The sequence below is a fragment of the Candidatus Pelagibacter sp. PS_41 genome, from assembly GCF_059417725.1.
This window is the reverse complement of sequence record NZ_CM182062.1, coordinates 815,141-831,737: the sequence shown is the minus strand read 5'-3', so window position 1 is coordinate 831,737 and position 16,597 is coordinate 815,141. Positions and strand designations below refer to the sequence as shown.

General features: G+C 30.8%; 18 protein-coding genes. 11 read left to right on the top strand and 7 right to left on the bottom strand.

The window, feature by feature from the left end:
• Positions 1–42 precede the first annotated feature (42 nt).
• From AC5SL8_RS04625 to AC5SL8_RS04590, 8 genes are read left to right on the top strand one after another with little or no spacing between them, the layout of a single operon-like run.
• Complete coding sequence (locus tag AC5SL8_RS04625; protein ID WP_494579301.1) at positions 43–936, top strand: branched-chain amino acid ABC transporter permease; 894 nt, start codon at positions 43–45, stop codon at positions 934–936.
• A complete protein-coding gene (locus AC5SL8_RS04620; RefSeq protein WP_494579299.1) occupies positions 936–1,988 on the top strand; it encodes a branched-chain amino acid ABC transporter permease in 1,053 nt (350 codons plus the stop codon). The genes AC5SL8_RS04625 and AC5SL8_RS04620 overlap by 1 nt, the downstream gene beginning before the upstream one ends.
• Positions 1,988–2,728, top strand: coding sequence for an ABC transporter ATP-binding protein (locus AC5SL8_RS04615; RefSeq protein WP_415271478.1), 741 nt, complete (start codon positions 1,988–1,990; stop codon positions 2,726–2,728). The genes AC5SL8_RS04620 and AC5SL8_RS04615 overlap by 1 nt, the downstream gene beginning before the upstream one ends.
• Positions 2,728–3,513 carry an ABC transporter ATP-binding protein gene (locus AC5SL8_RS04610; RefSeq protein WP_415271477.1) on the top strand — a complete coding sequence of 262 codons (786 nt, stop codon included), beginning with the start codon at positions 2,728–2,730 and terminating at the stop codon, positions 3,511–3,513. The genes AC5SL8_RS04615 and AC5SL8_RS04610 overlap by 1 nt, the downstream gene beginning before the upstream one ends.
• Complete coding sequence (locus tag AC5SL8_RS04605) at positions 3,513–4,217, top strand: AzlC family ABC transporter permease (RefSeq protein WP_494579296.1); 705 nt, start codon at positions 3,513–3,515, stop codon at positions 4,215–4,217. The genes AC5SL8_RS04610 and AC5SL8_RS04605 overlap by 1 nt, the downstream gene beginning before the upstream one ends.
• Positions 4,207–4,530 (top strand): AzlD domain-containing protein, encoded by a 324-nt coding sequence (locus AC5SL8_RS04600; RefSeq protein WP_494579294.1) that lies wholly within the window; start codon positions 4,207–4,209, stop codon positions 4,528–4,530. Before AC5SL8_RS04605 ends, AC5SL8_RS04600 begins: the two co-directional genes overlap by 11 nt.
• The gene (glaH, locus tag AC5SL8_RS04595) at positions 4,530–5,441 is read left to right on the top strand and encodes a glutarate dioxygenase GlaH (protein ID WP_415271474.1); all 912 of its coding nucleotides are present in this window, start codon (positions 4,530–4,532) and stop codon (positions 5,439–5,441) included. Before AC5SL8_RS04600 ends, glaH begins: the two co-directional genes overlap by 1 nt.
• Before the next feature lie 32 nt (positions 5,442–5,473).
• A complete protein-coding gene (locus AC5SL8_RS04590) occupies positions 5,474–6,241 on the top strand; it encodes a pyrroline-5-carboxylate reductase (protein WP_415275237.1) in 768 nt (255 codons plus the stop codon).
• Between the two features lie 21 nt (positions 6,242–6,262).
• Here the strand turns inward: AC5SL8_RS04590 and AC5SL8_RS04585 are convergent, their stop codons facing one another.
• The 7 genes from AC5SL8_RS04585 to AC5SL8_RS04555 form a co-directional block, all read right to left on the bottom strand.
• Entirely contained in the window at positions 6,263–7,024 is a 762-nt protein-coding gene (locus AC5SL8_RS04585; RefSeq protein ID WP_494579291.1) for a sulfite exporter TauE/SafE family protein, read from the bottom strand.
• Between the two features lies 1 nt (position 7,025).
• Entirely contained in the window at positions 7,026–8,189 is a 1,164-nt protein-coding gene (locus AC5SL8_RS04580; RefSeq protein ID WP_415275233.1) for an MFS transporter, read from the bottom strand.
• A gap of 206 nt (positions 8,190–8,395) precedes the next feature.
• The gene (locus AC5SL8_RS04575) at positions 8,396–9,253 is read right to left on the bottom strand and encodes a DMT family transporter (RefSeq protein WP_494579289.1); all 858 of its coding nucleotides are present in this window, start codon (positions 9,251–9,253) and stop codon (positions 8,396–8,398) included.
• A 3-nt stretch (positions 9,254–9,256) separates the two neighbouring features.
• Complete coding sequence (locus tag AC5SL8_RS04570; protein WP_494579287.1) at positions 9,257–10,738, bottom strand: aldehyde dehydrogenase; 1,482 nt, start codon at positions 10,736–10,738, stop codon at positions 9,257–9,259.
• Positions 10,739–11,521, bottom strand: a complete 783-nt coding sequence (locus AC5SL8_RS04565; RefSeq protein WP_494579285.1) for an alpha/beta fold hydrolase — start codon at positions 11,519–11,521, stop codon at positions 10,739–10,741.
• A 4-nt stretch (positions 11,522–11,525) separates the two neighbouring features.
• Positions 11,526–12,113, bottom strand: a complete 588-nt coding sequence (locus AC5SL8_RS04560) for an amino acid synthesis family protein (protein WP_494579283.1) — start codon at positions 12,111–12,113, stop codon at positions 11,526–11,528.
• Entirely contained in the window at positions 12,113–13,279 is a 1,167-nt protein-coding gene (locus AC5SL8_RS04555; protein ID WP_494579281.1) for an LLM class flavin-dependent oxidoreductase, read from the bottom strand. The genes AC5SL8_RS04560 and AC5SL8_RS04555 overlap by 1 nt, the downstream gene beginning before the upstream one ends.
• Positions 13,280–13,431: 152 nt before the next feature.
• Between AC5SL8_RS04555 and AC5SL8_RS04550 the strand changes: the two genes are divergently transcribed.
• The 3 genes from AC5SL8_RS04550 to AC5SL8_RS04540 are packed head-to-tail and all read left to right on the top strand — an operon-like array spanning position 13,432 to position 16,482.
• Positions 13,432–14,181, top strand: coding sequence for a maleate cis-trans isomerase family protein (locus tag AC5SL8_RS04550; protein WP_494579279.1), 750 nt, complete (start codon positions 13,432–13,434; stop codon positions 14,179–14,181).
• Positions 14,178–15,344, top strand: coding sequence for a M24 family metallopeptidase (locus tag AC5SL8_RS04545; RefSeq protein ID WP_494579277.1), 1,167 nt, complete (start codon positions 14,178–14,180; stop codon positions 15,342–15,344). The genes AC5SL8_RS04550 and AC5SL8_RS04545 overlap by 4 nt, the downstream gene beginning before the upstream one ends.
• 49 nt (positions 15,345–15,393) lie before the next feature.
• Positions 15,394–16,482: an ABC transporter ATP-binding protein gene (locus tag AC5SL8_RS04540; protein ID WP_494573402.1), complete on the top strand. Its 1,089-nt coding sequence runs from the start codon at positions 15,394–15,396 to the stop codon at positions 16,480–16,482.
• Positions 16,483–16,597 lie beyond the last annotated feature (115 nt).

Sequence of the window (16,597 nt, the reverse complement as noted above, 5' to 3'; positions counted from 1 at the left end):
CTACTTGTAGGGGGCATTTTTTTACAAACATTTAAAGAATTTATGGATTTTCTAATTTTTCAAGCACCCATACTAATGGTCCAAGCATCAATGGATGGAATACTTCTTGGTATTTTGTTTGCATTAATTGCTTATGGAATGGCTTTGCAATGGGGTGTGATGAATATAATAAATATCGCACAAGGTGAATTAGTAATTATGGGTGGATACATTGCTTACTTTATGTATCTCTCAGGAATTCACCCAGCCTTTGGGATAATTGTATCTCCAATTGTAATGTATTGCGTTGGTTGGGGAATGTATAAATTGGTTATTAATAAAGTTGTAGATAAAGATTTATTTACATCAATTCTTGCAACTTTTGGAATTAGTATTTTAGCACAACAATTAATGAATTTTGCATTTGGTGCAGACGTAGTTGTTGCTCAATCAGATTTTGGAACAACAATGTTATTTAATGATATGGTTACAATTCCTAATGCTAAGTTATTTGCAGGCGCTGTTTGTGTCATAACTGCAGTTATTTTGGTGATCTATATGAGAAAATCAAAATTAGGTAGAGCAATTAGAGCAACCGCACAAAATGCAAGAGCTGCTAAAATTTTAGGTGTAGATACAGAAAAAGTTTATGCAGCAACATTTGGAATAAATGCTGCTCTATGTGGAATAGCAGGAGCTTGTGTTGCGATCACATTTACACTTCATCCATACACAGGATTACCTTACACAGTTAGATCGTTCATGATTGTAATCATTGCTGGACTTGGAAATTTACCAGCTGTAGCAGTGTCAGGAATGGGTCTTGGAATATTTGAAGAATGGGCAGATTATTTACTAGGAACAGAATTTAGAATAGCGGCTGTATTCTCGTTACTTGTTTTAATTTTAGTTTATAGAAGATTTAAATTATCAAGAAAAAGAGAATATCTAAAATAATGAATAAAAATACTCTTTTATACGCGGGTTTAATAATTTTTGGTTTAGTAGGAGCATTTATATTTCCTGCTTACAAACTTCAGATGTCGTTTCTTTATATTTTAATTGTACTTGCGATGACTTGGGACGTTCAAGGGGGGCAAATGGGTTACAATACATTTGGAAACATTTTATTTTTTGGAGTTGGAATGTATGTTGCTTCAAGTACACAAATAGCAATGTTCTTTTCATTAGCTGAGTGGACAGATGCTGGTGGAGAAAAAACTTTTGTTCATACAGTCCCACAATTTTTTCAAGGTTTTGGTGTTGGAATATTGTTAGCAGGAATTATACCAACAATAATTGCAGGAGTAATTGGTTATGGAATTTTAGGTTTAAGAGGGCATTACTTTGCAATTTGTACTTTAGCCTTAGGAATTGCTGCTGGCGAAATTGCTGGTGGAATTGAAATTATTGGAGCAGGACAAGGTATGACAGTTCCGGTTTGGCCAAAAGATTTAGGATCTAATGCATCATCGTCACAGTTTATGTATTATTTAAGTTTTGGTTTAGCAGTTATAACTTTTATTACTTTAAAGTGGGCCTACAGCACAAGATTTGGATTAGTTTTAAATGCAATAAGAGATAACGAAGATAAAGCTGAAGCAATGGGCATTCACACTATGAGGTATAAAATTATAGGTTGGATGGTATCAGCGTTCTTTGTTGGAATTGCAGGAGGACTAATGGGTCATATTAATGGTTACATTGAACCTAATGAAATTGCATTTGCTGGACCTACATTTGGAGTATTCATGGTGTTAATGGCAATTCTTGGTGGCAAAGGAACTTTATGGGGACCACTTGTTGGTGCTGTTTTATTTCATTTATTTAAAGAAGGTTTTTGGACTTACTTCTTAGGCTGGCAGTATGTGGCTCTTGGAGTTTTAATTATTGTAATCGTTGTTTATTTTCCTGAAGGCTTGATGGGATGGTTAAGAGAAAAATATCCTGAAAGATTTGGGGAAGTAATTGATGAAGCAGACCGAAAGGCACAGGTAGAATTAAAATAATGGCAATACTAGATATATCCAATGTAAGTAAATCTTTTGGAGGTGTTAAAGCTAATGTTGATATTTCTATGTCAGTTGAACAAGGTTCAATAGTTGGATTAATTGGTCCAAATGGATCTGGCAAAACTACTCTATTTAATTCTATTGTAGGAACATATCCAATTGATAATGGTTCAATCAAATTTGATGCTACAGAAGTTTCCGAATTACCTGTACCTGTTATTGCTAAACTTGGATTGCTTAGAACTTTCCAGCAAACTCGAATTTATGGAAAATTAAACTGTATTCAGAATATGTTAATTAGTCATAAACCAGAAAATGATGGAATATTGACAGTATTTCAAAAAATACCTTCAGATTTAACAGATAAAGCTGAGACATTATTAAAGTTTGTAGGGCTTCATCAAAAAAGAAAGCTTAGAGCGGGTGATCTTTCTTTTGGTCAGCAAAAATTATTAGAACTAGCAATGGCCTTAATGAATGAGCCTAAAATGCTTTTATTAGATGAACCAACAGCTGGAATTAATCCAACATTAATTAATGGAATTATTGACCGTTTGATAAGTGTTAATAAGGACTATGGAATTACTTTGTTAGTTATAGAGCACAATATGAAAGTAATTATGAATTTAGCACAAAGAGTTTTTTGTTTAGCACATGGTCAAATGTTAGCAAATGGAACTCCAGATGAAATTAAAAATGATAAGCGTGTGCTAGACGCTTACTTGGGAGCACAATAATGTCAAATCAATATGATGTATTAGGAAAAGCACCAGGATCAGAAGATTTAAAAAAATTATCTCCAGATAATGATCATTTAACTATCAAAAAATTATCAGCTGGCTATGGTAAAATGGAAATTCTTCATGATTTTGATTTAAATGTAAGTAAAGCTCAATCGCTATGTTTGATTGGACCGAATGGTGCAGGGAAATCTACAATACTTCATTCAATTTATGGGTTTACAAATATTTTTTCAGGACAAATTGAAATTGATGGGAAAGAAATTACCAGCTTAACTCCAGCTCAAAAACTTACATCATGTGGAATTGCTTATATACTTCAAGATAATTCTGTTTTCCCAGATATGACTGTTGAAGAAAATCTATTGATGGGTGGCTATTCCAAAGAAAATACAGACGAGTCTTATCAAGAAGCTGAGAGAATTTTTGAAAAATATGAAAGATTAAGAAATAGAAGAAATCAACCTGCTAAAGTTTTATCAGGTGGAGAAAGAAGGTTATTAGAAATTTCTAGAGCATTAGTTATGAAGCCATCAGTATTACTTGTTGATGAACCATCTATTGGATTAGAGCCAAGATATATCGATATGGTTTTTGAAATTTTAAGAGATCTTCAACAAACAGAAAAGAAAACTATTATTCTAGTTGAGCAAAATGCAAAAAAAGGATTAGAGTTTGCAGATATTGGTTATGTTTTAGTGTCAGGACAAACTGCTATTGCTGGCAAAGGGGACGATTTATTAAAAAATCCTGATGTTGGTAGATTATTCCTTGGTGGTTAATGATTAATAAAGAATTTTTCTTTAAAGGTTTTAAATCAATTCTAGCGCCAGACAGCCCAGCCCTTGCACTTGGTTGTTGTTTTATCGCTATTGGAGCACTCCTTAAAAATATAGGCTTTAATATTCAGGAAAGTATTTTTTCGACAATGCTTACTTATGCTTTGCCAGGGTCACTAGTTATGGCAGAATCGTTATTAGTAGGAGCATCATTATTAAATATTTTTTTAGCAGTTTGGTTTGTTAATGCTCGACTTTATCCAATGGCAGTTTCTTTGTTCCCATTAATGATGCACAAAAGTCAACCTAAGTGGAAATATTATTTCTCATGCCATTTTATTGCAGTGTCAGCATGGCTGATAATGAAGAGTAATTATAAAAGTATTGAAAAAAAAAACCGAATAGATTTTTGGATAGGTATTGGCTGCGCAACTTGGATTACAGCAGTAATAGGCACTTTTATAGGTTTTTATGCATCAGATTACTTAGATAAAAATATGATGATGGGGTTAGCAATTTTAAACCCAATCTACTTTTTATGTATGATGGTTGGTGCAATGAAAACAATTCAAATTACTTTTTCTGTAATATTAGGTTTGATATTAGGGCCAATTTTTTATTTTTTTTCACCTGAGTGGTCAATTTTATTAGGTGGACTTGTTGGTGGAACGATTGCTTATTTTATAGGAGAACTAAATGTCAACTAGTGTAGTTCTTGCAATTCTGGTTACTTCTTTAGCAACTTTTTTATCAAGGTTTTTAGGTGTCATTTCATCAAAAGGAATAAAAGAGACTTCAAAATTATTTAGATGGTTCAATTGTCTGGCATACTCAACACTAGCTGCATTAATTGCTAGAACAATAATATTTCCTGTAGGTGTTTTGGTTGATGCTAGTTATCTAAGTAGAATTGTTGTGGTTTTATTTTGTTTGTTCATATTTTTTATTTCAAAAAGAAATTTTGTTTATCCAACAGTAATTTCTGCTATTATGATGGCATTACTAAGTAATTACTTCTAATGGAAAATATTGCTGGATTAACAATAACTGAGCATCAAAATTCAAAAAGGATAATTGATATTAAAATTGAAGATGAGATTTTAGATAAATTAATTTTTCCATTCAATAAATTTGATATTACCGCTTTAGAGTACAAACCATTTACTCGTTTTACATTAGCAAAAAGCTTAGATGATCTTACATCTAATAAATTAAGCAAACTTATGAATAAGATAATAAGAGATCGAGAAACAGGCTGTTTTATTATTGGTCCAAAAAAAATTAACTCTAAATTTGATCATACTTTTTTAGTTAAATTATCAACGGCAATTGCACATTTGATTGGAATTCCAAACCATGACTCTATGGCTGGAAAATATTATGCAAGGTTTATTGTTAAGCATGAAGATAAAAGTGACTCGTATTTAAGAAAAGCTTATACAAATATGGATCTTCATACAGATGGAACTTATGTCAAAGAAGTTACGGACTGGTTGTTAATGACTAAAATCGATGAACAGAATGTCGAGGGTGGAGAGACAGCAATGTTGCATCTTGATGATTGGGAACATTGTGGTGATCTATATAATGACCCAGTAGGTAAACAAAATTTTATTTGGGGATCACCAAAAAGTAAAAATATAGACTACAAGGTAGAGCATCCAGTGTTTTCCACTGATGAAAATGGCAAACCTAATATTTCTTATATAGATCAATTTCCTGAGCCTAAAAATATGGAACAGGGCAATTTCTTACAGAGATTATCAGATGGTTTAGAAGAAAGTAAAAACAAAACTATCACTAAATTACCTGTTGGATCAGCAATAATTGCCAATAATTACTTTTGGCTACATGGAAGAAAACCCTTTAAAGAAAATAAAGATTTAAGTAGAGAGCTGTTGAGAATTAGAGGCTCTTTTTTTATTAATTAATTCACTAATATTACTATAAAGTAACTATATTTATGAAATTAGGCTTTATAGGAACAGGTAAAATTACGTCTGCTGTGCTTACAGGTATTTGTAGTTCTAATATTTCATACAAAAAAATAATCATTTCCCGCAGAAATAAATCTATAGCTCAAAAGTTAAAAAAAAAGTTTAAAAAAATAACTATTAGCAGTGATAATCAGGAAATTATTAACTCATGCGATTGGATATTTTTGTCAGTAACTCCAACAGTAGGTGAAAAGATTATTAAAAATTTAAAGTTTAGATCTAATCAAACTATAATTAGCTTCATATCAACAATTAGTTTAGCTCAACTTAAAAAAGCAATTAAAGTTAAAGCCAAAATTATAAGAGCAATACCATTACCGCCAATATCTTTAAAAAAGGGACCAGTACCAATCTGTCCACCTGATAAAAAAGTAAAAGATTTTTTTAATAAAATTGGCACAACAGTTGAAATAAAAAATGAGAAATCATCAATTAATTTTTGGACAACATCTGGAATGATGGCGCCATTTTATGAATTACTAAGGATAATGACAGACTGGTTAGTAAAAAGAGGGGTTAAACGAGATAATGCGCAAAAATATATAACATCTTTATTTTTAGCTTTATCAGAAGATGCAGTTGTAAATTCTAAAAAAGATTTGAAATATTTAGTAAAAGAATCTCAAACACCAAAAGGATTAAATGAACAAGGTGTTAGTGAGTTAACTAAATTAGGTTTTTATAGACAATTAGAGAAAACACTCAATAGTATTCATAAAAGATTAAGTAAGTAAAATTTTGTGAGTCAAGATATTCTAAAAATTGTCAATAATTCTAAAAAACCCAAATATTGAAATAAATATAAGAAAGTAAAAAACAACTTTTCTATAAGTCTTCTCTTTACTTTTAACAAAAAATTTATCACCAATATAAACACCTATTGGTAAAGTAATAATCAGTGGAATAGTCCTATAAATAGTTGTGACATCCACAATTCCAGCAAAAAAACTTAGACTAAAAGCATAAATATCTGTTAAGAAAAATAATGCTGCTAATGAACCTCTAATTATTACAGGTTGAATACTTGTAACTAATAAGAATAGTGCAACAGGCATTCCTCCTAAAGTAGTTAATCCATTTAATGCTCCAGCAATTATTCCTGTAAAAAATTTTCCATAATTATTATTAATCTTTTGATTTACATAACCTCTCATTAATAAAAATGAAAAAAATATGATTAGTACACAAACAGATAGATGTGTAACGTCAGGAGTTAAATATTTTAATAGATAAATACCAACAGGAGAGCCAATAATTATTCCAAATATTAGTTTTATAACAAAATTCCAGTCTATTTTGTTCCATATATATGGGACCATAAAAATACTAATAATGACCTCAAGTATTAGAATAATTGGAACTATTTCTACTGCCGGAAGAATAAAAGAAAAACCTGAGATACATGTTGCTGAAAAGCCAAAGCCATTAAATCCTCTTATAATAGAAGCAATGAATACAGTAAATATTACAAAATAAATTTCAACCAAGCTCAGTTGAAAATAATCTATTAAATCCATTTTACTTTCTCTCTTTAAAATCAGCTCTTAATGTTGATAATATAATTAAAACCAAGAATATTATACAAACTAAATTCATTGTTTTCCAACTTGTTGAGGTTAGGAAAACTCCTGCAGATAAACTTGAGATTGCTTGAATTGAATAAACTATTAAATCATTAAATCCTTGCGCCTTAAATTTTTCATTTTCCCTATAAGACAAAACTAATAGACTTGTCCCAGATATAAATAAAAAGTTCCAACCAAATCCTAAAAATATTAATGCAATTAAATAATTAGTAAAATTTTGGTCAAAGAAACTAGTTAAGATTGTTATTAAAAATAAAAAGACACCAGCATACATTATTTTACTATGTCCAAATTTTTTTATCAAATTACCTGTAACCAATGATGGTAAAAACATAGCTGCAATATGAAATTGAATTACAAAACTTGTTTTAGTTAAGTTTATTTTCTCCATTACATGCATACTTATTGGTGTAGCTGTCATTAAAAATGACATCACTGCATATGCAAATGCAGATGCTACTAAAGCCTGTAGAAATCTTGGTTGAGAAATTAACTCTAGATAGCTACGTGAAGTTTTTTTATTAATAAGATTTGGTTTATGCCCGTCTTTATAGAATAATAAGAAAATTATTGAGGTGAGTGTTAAAGCTGCAAGTGCGATGTAAGAACCGGCATATAAATGTTCAGCAATAATATCTTTTGTTATATTAGCAACATTTGGTCCTATAAAAGCAGAACCTATACCTGCTAATAATATTATTGAAATAGCTTTTGGTGCCATATCCTTTTTAACTGTTTCAACCGCAGCAAAACGATATTGATGACTAAACGCAACCCCAGCCCCAAGTAAAAAACATGCAAAATTAAATAATATAAAACTTTCAATAATTATTGAATAAGCAGCAAGTAATGATGACAATGAACTAATAATTGATGCAAATATAAAGCCTGCTCTTCGACCAATTATACTCATAACCTTTGCTGCAAAAATTGCAAAAATTGCAATACCCACAATTGATAAAGCCATTGGAAGAGTTGCTAAAGATTTTACTGGACTAAACTGAGAACCAATTATTCCACTTAAAAAAACTGTTATGGGTGCTGCTGTAAAAGCAAAAATCTGACTTAAAATTAGTAGCCATAAATTTTTATTCATTAAAAAAAATATTTATCACCGATGTACATAGCCCATGCTACTGCAGCTCCGAGTATAATATATTTCATAATAAGTTTATTTTATTTCGATTTTCTCAGGAAGTATACCTTTAGGATGATATATTATGATTAATAAAAGACCCATATCCATTATTAGGCACCTAAAGTATCGAACACTTTTAATTAAATGAATTTACAATAGAGGAATTATCTAATTTTCTGTAGCTGGTAAACAGAAATAATCACAATAGATCCACCAACAGCACTTAGTAGTGATGGAATTTCTTCAAAGATAAAAAATGTTAGAAGCAAACCAAATATTGGAAATAAAGAATAGAAAGGCATAACCTTGTTAACTGAGTAAAATTTATATAGATAAAACATAGATGTGTGAGCAACAACTGAAACCATCACTCCATTATGAAGTAAGAGTAACCAAGTATATAAATCGATATTCTTTAATTGACCAAAAGTATTACCCTCAAAAATAATTGAAAAAAGTAGCAAAGTTACAAAGCCAATAAAACCCATTATAGCATTAGTTAATTTTACATCAATATTTTTAATGTAACGAGAAAATACATTTGCAATACCATAGAAAAAAGCTGAAACAGCACAAAGTAGAATTGCAAAAATTTCATTTTTTAAATTAGGATCATATCCAATAAGAAAAATTCCAAAAAAAGAAATAAAAATTAGTAGCCACATTTTAAAAGTAACTTTTTCACCTAAGAATATTGAACTAGCAAGTATTGCAAAAGGAATTGCAAGTTGTGCACCAATGATAATAGGTGCAATTACAGTCGCTTTTTGTAAAGATAGATTTAAAAAAATAAAAACACCAAAACCCATAGATAAAGAAAAGCCTGCTAAAGGAAGTTGATATTTTTTACTTGGAATTCTAAATTTACAAAAGGGAGCAAGACATGAAAAAAGTATAAACATCCTTAATGATGCCGCTAACATAGGTGTTAAAGATGTATTTAATGCAAGTTTATTAATTGGATAAGAGCTTCCAAAAAGAAACATAATGAACAAAACTAAAAAATAATGTCTGGCAGTCAATTATTAACCCATTGTAAATGGATCAACCATCGGTTTATCCGATGAATTTAACCATGTAGTCTTTATTCTTGTGTATTCTTTAATTGACTCAATTCCTGCTTCTTTTCCATATCCACTATCTTTAATCCCTCCAAAAGGAGCCATTGGTGAAATTAACCTATAAGTGTTTACAAAGGTTATTCCAGCTCTAATTGCCCTTGAAACTCTCAGGCCTCTTCCAAAATTAGATGTGTAAACTCCGGAAGATAAACCATATTTATTATCATTCATTAATTTAATAACCTCATCTTCTGTTTCAAATTTCATCACGGATAGGATAGGACCAAATAATTCATTTTCCGCTGTAGGTAAATTATGATTTTTACATTCAATAATTGTAGCTGGAAAATAATAACCTTTATTGGATATATTAGATCTTTTACCTCCACACCGAATTTTTCCACCTTGCTCAACAGTAGCTTTGATATTTTTTTCTATATTTTCTAGTTGTTTATAACTATTTAAAGGTCCCATTTGAGTTTCATTATCCATAGGAGCTCCTAATTTTATTTTTTCAGCTTTAGCTATTAGCTTATTTAAAAAGTCATCATAAATTTTAGATTGAATGTAAAGTCGTGATCCTGCAATACAGCTTTGACCGCTTGCACCAAAAATACCAGCAGTTATTCCATTTAGTGCGTTCTCTTGCTCAGCATCATCGAATACAACAACAGGGCTTTTTCCACCAAGTTCTAAGCTTACCTGTGATAAATTTTCTGCAGAATTTTTAACAATATGTTTTGCAGTTTCAGGACCACCTGTAAAAGCAATTCTTTCTACAAGGTCATGTGTAGTTAGAGCTTTACCACAAGGCTCACCTAGACCAGTAATTATATTAACAACACCTTTGGGTATACCTGATTTTTCAACTAATTTTGCAAACTCTAATAATGTTACAGGCGCTAGTTCAGAAGCTTTTATCACAACAGTATTACCCATTGCTAATGCGGGTGCTAGTTTTACTGCAGTTAATAACATTTGGGAATTCCAAGGAATTATCGCAGCAACAACACCAATAGGTATTCTAGTAGTTGTTACTTGCATGTCTGGTTTGTCAATTGGCACAACTGTTCCTTCAACTTTATCGGCTAGTCCTGCAAAATAATCATAATACTCAGCAATATAGTTAGCTTGTGTTTTTGTTTCTCTAAAAATTTTTCCTGTATCAATTGTCTCTATAGTTCCAAGATGTTCAGCATTTTGTCTTAATTGATCTGCAAGAGATCTTAAGCATTTAGCTCTTTCTCTTGGGTGTAAGTTTGACCAAGATTTTTCAAAAGCATTTTGTGCAGCCTTAACTGCTTTATCTACATCTTTCTCGTTAGCTTCAGGAACAGTTGCCCAAACTTCGTTGTTTTCTGGGTTTACAGTTTCTATTGTTTTTCCAGACTCTGAATTAACCCACAGTCCATTTATATACATTTTAAAGTTTTGAATTTTTATCATTTATCTATTAATAAAATTTTTAAGATTGATATTAACATCATCTGCACACTCTATACTACAAAGATGTTTTCCATTATTTATCTCAATAAAACTTGAGTTTATTAAATCTTCACATAAAGATTTTGACATCTCAACAGTAGATCCTGAGTCATTTGACCCTGTCATTACAAGGGTCCTAGTTTTAATATTATTAATTATATCTGCATTATCCTCATGATAAGCAAATAACTTGTATGCTTTTAAAAAATTTAAATGATCTTTTTTATTTTTTGTCAAAATTTTTATAAATTGATTATAAGTTTCTGGATGGTCATTTAAGTATTGATCGGTAAACCATCTTTTTAGGGCTTGCTTTGAAATAGGTTTGTTTAATTTAGCCTGTTCAAATCTTTCTATAACCAAAGACCTCTGTTCTGAGGTTCTTTTATATGTTGTACCCATTACAACAAGACTGTTTAGTTTGTCTTGAAATTTAGAGGCAAAATTTAGTGCAATTAAAGAGCCTAAAGAAAAACCGACAAGATTAATCTTATCTACTTTTAAAAATTCTAATATTGATTTTAGTTGGTTCGAAAAATCATCTAATGTTACATCATCTTTATTGAGAATAGTCTTGCCATGTCCCAATAAATCATATGTAATTATTGAATATTCTTTAAAAGCTTCAATTTGAGGTTCCCACATCCGTTGATCAAGTCCAACTCCATGAATAAAAACCACAGGAACTGTATTTTTATCATTAAATGAATAATAATTTTGATTTGGATCAAAATTTTGAAACATTAATTTATTTAGGATCTAATCCCATTTCTTTCATGTCTTGATAACGATCACCTGTTCTAGCATGAGCTCTACCTGTTGAGGCCCCACCAATTGCTATAACAATTTCATCATCAAAAGGAGCATCATGAATCGTAAATTCATGAGTTAAATAATAAGGCCTTAATCCAGAATCAGTTTTATGCATCATTGGAATGGATATTTTTGATCCAGCTGGACCTCTGGTATTGGTAAAACTTAAGTAAGAAGTTCCACCAACCGCATCTCTAAATTTATTTCCAAATCTTAAAGTGTGAATAAATGCTGAAGCATGCTCAATTTCACCATCAAGCCCGACAGTACCTGCCTTTCCATAGGCTAAAATTTTTTCAGGTGATCCAATCTCTTTTATTAACTCTGGAACTAAAATATCACCTAATTTAGGTGCCAAATCTAAAATAATTGGTTTTAAATCTTCAACAAAGCCTTTTCCATGCCATGGATTTTTGAATACAGCTGCAACAGAAACCATCAAAACTGGCTCTTTAGCTTCCTTGCCACCTTCGATAAAAGTTTTATCTACAAATTTTGTAAACTTTCTAAGCTCTAATTTCACTAACTTGCCTTTTCTATACTTGAATTATCTAGATTAATCTTTGGTATAACCTCATCATTAAACAGTTTTATACTTCTCATGCAAGCTTCATGATCTATTCCAGGAAAATTAGACCAAACTTGAAGATTTTGTAAATTTAATTCTGATTTTAATTCATTTATTTTATTAACAACATATTCTGGTGTTCCAAATAATAAATTTCTTTTATGTAGAAAATCATAGTTAAGTAAGTCTAATTTATGTTTTGTTTCCGGTAGTTCTTCTCCTGGATCCATATGATTTCCTAAGCCTCTCCAGTGACAAACCCATTTCATATATTTTATAATATGTTCACCTGCTAATTTTTCTGCTTCTTCCATAGTTTCTGCAATAAACATATCTCTTACTAAAGAAATACCTTCTCCAAGTGGAACATCTCTATTTTCAGCTTTAGATTTTGCATCTCGATATATTTCAAATCTAGTTTTCAATGCTTTTACCGTTGGTATCCACATTATTGTGTTTAAACCATTTTGTGCAGCCCACTCAATTGATCTTGCGCCATCTACCACTTGCCATATTGGAGGATGTGGATACTGTTTTGGTTTAGGCACAATACTTATTTTCTTTATTTCATTAGTTTTAGTATCTAGAAATTCTTCACTCGGCGGACTCATATCATGTTGCCAAACAAAACCAGGAGTAGGGTAAGTATAAAATTCACCTTGGTGATTAAAAAACTTTTCTGTCCAAGCTTTTTTCATAATAGTTAGAGTCTCATCAAACAAACGAAAATTTTTAGCCTGATCTTTTAGATCAGCCTCTTTATTCATATTTATCGCTTCTCTTCCATATATTCCTCTGCCAATACCAACTTCCACCCTACCGTTTGAAAGTTGATCTAATAATGCTATGTCTTCTGCTAAACGTATTGGGTTATGAAATGTAATTACATTACAAGCTTGACCTATTCTAATTTTTTTAGTTCTAGCTGCAGCATCTACACCCATCATTAATGGATTAGTACAAGACTCCATTCCCTCATGATTAAAATGATGCTCTGTATACCAAATAGAGTCCCAATCATTTTTATCGCAATATTCAGTTATTTCCTTAGTTTCATCAAGTAATTGTGTGTATGGTTTATGGTCCCAATTGGTAGTGTTACAAAAATATCCAAATTTCATCCAAACCTCCCTAAATAATTAAATTTAAAGACGACTGATCCCACTTTCGTATTTTTTGAATAACGACGAGTTATGTATCGCTTTATATAAACATTATTTTAGCTAGACTATTTAATCAATATATATTTAATCGACCTATATAGAGATTATCAATGAAACTAAATAAAATTGACCCAAAGTTCATATCTAAAGCCAACCCTAGAATAGGTTTAATAGCCCTAGGTAGTGATTTTAGAATTGAAAAAGATTTTAATAATGTGATTTATGGTAAAGATATAGATCTCTACGTTAATAGAATACATTGTTACAACCCATTAACCAATGAAACATTAGCTAAAATGGCAGATGACATTACAGAGGTGACAAGTGATATTTTACCTGATCAAAAAATAGATTGTGTTGCTTATGGATGCACTTCAGGAACTGTTGCTGCAGGGTACGATGTTATTGAAAAAAATATAAAGTTGTCTAAACCAGAGGCAAAAGTTACTACTCCAATTACATCAGCAATAAAAGCCCTTAAAGCTTTTAATATTAATAAGATATCAGTTTTTACTCCTTATACAAAAAGCATAAACGACTCTGTTTTAAATTATTTTAAAAAAGAAAATATAACAGTTAATGAATTAACATATTTTGATATTGAATCTGATTTAGATATTGGAAAAGTAGACGAAAAATATTTAATTGAAGTTTTGTCTAAAATTAATTTAGAAGATAGTGAGGCGTTGTTCGTATCTTGTACTGCCTTGCCTGTTTTATCAATTATCGAAAAATTAGAAAAAAAATTAAATAGGATAGTTTTGTCAAGTAACCAAACCTTGATATGGGATAGTCTAAATTTAATTGGTTATAAAGATGATATTGAAGGTTTTGGAAAATTATTTAAGATAAGCACATGAATTTTACAAAAGTAGAATATAAAAATAGATTAAAAAAAGTTCAAAAAATGATGCAAGATAAAGGCATCGAGTTATTAATTTCACAAGATCCATCAAACATGAATTACCTAACAGGCTATGATGCTTGGTCATTTTATTATGCTCAATGTGTAATAGTGCATGTTAATGCAGATGAACCATTATGTTTTGTTAGAGATCAAGATGCAGGTGGTGCATATATCAAAACTTATTTAAAAGATGAAAATATTATTAAATATGGAGAAAAATATATCCATAGTTGGCCACTTCATCCCTATGAGGCTTTAACTGATATTATTAAAGAAAGAAAATGGGAAAAACTTTCCATAGGTGTGGAAATGGATAGTCATTATTTCACTGCTTACTGTTATGAAAAAATTAAAACAGGTTTACCTAATACTAAAATTTTAGATTGCAAAAGATTAGTTAATTGGGCAAGAGTTGTAAAATCAGATTCAGAAATTGATTATATGAAAGCTGCATCAAAGATAGTTCAAACTGGAATGCAAAAAGCTTTTGAGGTAATTAATCCAGGATTCAGACAATGTGATGCTGTTTCTGAAATACAAGCTGCTCTTATAAAAGGAACTCCTGAATTTGGGGGTGATTATGCATCTATTGTTCCAATGCTTCCAACAGGAAAAGGTACGTCAGCCTCACATTTAACATGGACTGAAGATAAATTTGTTGAAGGTGAAGCAACAATTGTTGAAATTGCAGGATCTCATAAAAAATATCACTGCCCTATGGCTAGAACAGTATTACTTGGAAAACCTGACCAACTTAAAATTGATACAATGAAAAAAACTAATGAGGCTCTTCAAGCAGGAATAGATGCTATTAAACCTGGGAAAACTGCAGATGATGTGGCTCAGGCATTTTGGAAGGTTCTTGATAAATATGGCATAGAAAAAACCTCGCGTACTGGATATTCTATTGGAATTGGTTACCCACCTGATTGGGGTGAACATACTCTAAATATATCTAAAGGTGATATGACAATCTTAGAGCCAAACGTAACATTCCACATGATTGCTGTAATGCAATTTGGAAACTGGGGTGTGGAAGCATCTGAAGCTATTAGAGTTACAGAGAAGGGTAGTGAATTATTTTATAATTTTTCAAGAGACTTACATATTAAATGACCAATAAAGGGCTTGATTAATATCTCCACAAATGTTTTAAATATCTCGTATGTCAAAAAATAGTGAATTCGTAAAATTTGATAATGTCGATAAAAGCTACGATGGAAAAGTCTTAGTTGTTAAGGGATTAAACCTAGATATTCAAGAAGGTGAATTTGTAACTATGTTAGGACCCTCTGGTTCGGGTAAAACAACATGTTTAATGATGTTGGCTGGTTTTGAAACTCCAACTCATGGTGAAATTTATTTAGATAATAATGTTATTTCAAACATTCCACCTCATAAAAGAGGAATTGGAATGGTGTTCCAAAACTATGCTTTGTTTCCTCATATGACAGTTTATGAGAATTTAGCATTTCCATTAAGAGTTAGAAAAATTCCAAAAGATGAAGCTGATAAAAAAATTGACAAAGCTTTATCAATGGTATCGCTTCAAGGTTTTGAAGCTAGAATGCCAATGCAATTATCTGGTGGACAACAACAAAGGGTAGCAGTGGCTAGATCACTTGTGTTTGATCCAAAGCTTGTTTTGATGGATGAACCACTAGGCGCATTAGATAAAAATTTAAGAGAAAGCATGCAATATGAAATAAAACATATTCATGAAAGTATTGGTGTAACAGTTGTGTATGTTACTCATGACCAAACTGAAGCATTAACAATGTCAAATAGAATTGCAGTATTTAATGATGGGAAAGTTCAACAACTTTCAAGTCCTGATGATCTTTATGAAAAACCAGTTAATTCTTTCGTGGCGGAATTTATTGGCGAGAATAACACGTTTAATGGAACAGTGAACGATGTGTCAGGAAATACTTGTAAAATTAAATTAAATAATGGAACTGAAATTTTAGCTAATCCTATTTCTGTAAAAGCCAAAGGTGATAAAACTACCGTATCTTTAAGACCAGAAAGAGCTTTAATTAATCCAAAAGATAAAATGGACAATAATCATAAAGGAAAAATTAAAGAAGTAATTTACCATGGAGATCATACTAGATTGAGAATGGACATACTAGGTAATGAACAATTTATTTTAAAAATTCCAAATAGCTCATCAAACCTAGATATCAAACTTGGAAATGAAATAAATGTTGGCTGGAATGCTATTGATAGTAGAGCTTTAGACCCTAAATAAAAAATAAAACCTTCATAATTTCTAATCAATTAAATAATAACCTTGCATAAATAAAGGTAAAAAACCCAGATTCAACTGTTGACTCATCTTTCTGATCTTGTTTTACTTAATTTTT

Coding starts and splice junctions, on each gene's coding strand:
- AC5SL8_RS04545 (WP_494579277.1), top strand. CDS start 14,178: ATGAATTTTACAAAAGTAGAATATAAAAATAGATTAAAAAAAGTTCAA.
- AC5SL8_RS04570 (WP_494579287.1), bottom strand. CDS start 10,738: ATGATAAAAATTCAAAACTTTAAAATGTATATAAATGGACTGTGGGTT.
- AC5SL8_RS04565 (WP_494579285.1), bottom strand. CDS start 11,521: ATGTTTCAAAATTTTGATCCAAATCAAAATTATTATTCATTTAATGAT.
- AC5SL8_RS04550 (WP_494579279.1), top strand. CDS start 13,432: ATGAAACTAAATAAAATTGACCCAAAGTTCATATCTAAAGCCAACCCT.
- AC5SL8_RS04600 (WP_494579294.1), top strand. CDS start 4,207: ATGTCAACTAGTGTAGTTCTTGCAATTCTGGTTACTTCTTTAGCAACT.
- AC5SL8_RS04580 (WP_415275233.1), bottom strand. CDS start 8,189: ATGAATAAAAATTTATGGCTACTAATTTTAAGTCAGATTTTTGCTTTT.
- AC5SL8_RS04555 (WP_494579281.1), bottom strand. CDS start 13,279: ATGAAATTTGGATATTTTTGTAACACTACCAATTGGGACCATAAACCA.
- AC5SL8_RS04610 (WP_415271477.1), top strand. CDS start 2,728: ATGTCAAATCAATATGATGTATTAGGAAAAGCACCAGGATCAGAAGAT.
- AC5SL8_RS04605 (WP_494579296.1), top strand. CDS start 3,513: ATGATTAATAAAGAATTTTTCTTTAAAGGTTTTAAATCAATTCTAGCG.
- AC5SL8_RS04625 (WP_494579301.1), top strand. CDS start 43: ATGGATTTTCTAATTTTTCAAGCACCCATACTAATGGTCCAAGCATCA.
- AC5SL8_RS04615 (WP_415271478.1), top strand. CDS start 1,988: ATGGCAATACTAGATATATCCAATGTAAGTAAATCTTTTGGAGGTGTT.
- glaH (WP_415271474.1), top strand. CDS start 4,530: ATGGAAAATATTGCTGGATTAACAATAACTGAGCATCAAAATTCAAAA.
- AC5SL8_RS04585 (WP_494579291.1), bottom strand. CDS start 7,024: ATGGATTTAATAGATTATTTTCAACTGAGCTTGGTTGAAATTTATTTT.
- AC5SL8_RS04620 (WP_494579299.1), top strand. CDS start 936: ATGAATAAAAATACTCTTTTATACGCGGGTTTAATAATTTTTGGTTTA.
- AC5SL8_RS04540 (WP_494573402.1), top strand. CDS start 15,394: ATGTCAAAAAATAGTGAATTCGTAAAATTTGATAATGTCGATAAAAGC.
- AC5SL8_RS04590 (WP_415275237.1), top strand. CDS start 5,474: ATGAAATTAGGCTTTATAGGAACAGGTAAAATTACGTCTGCTGTGCTT.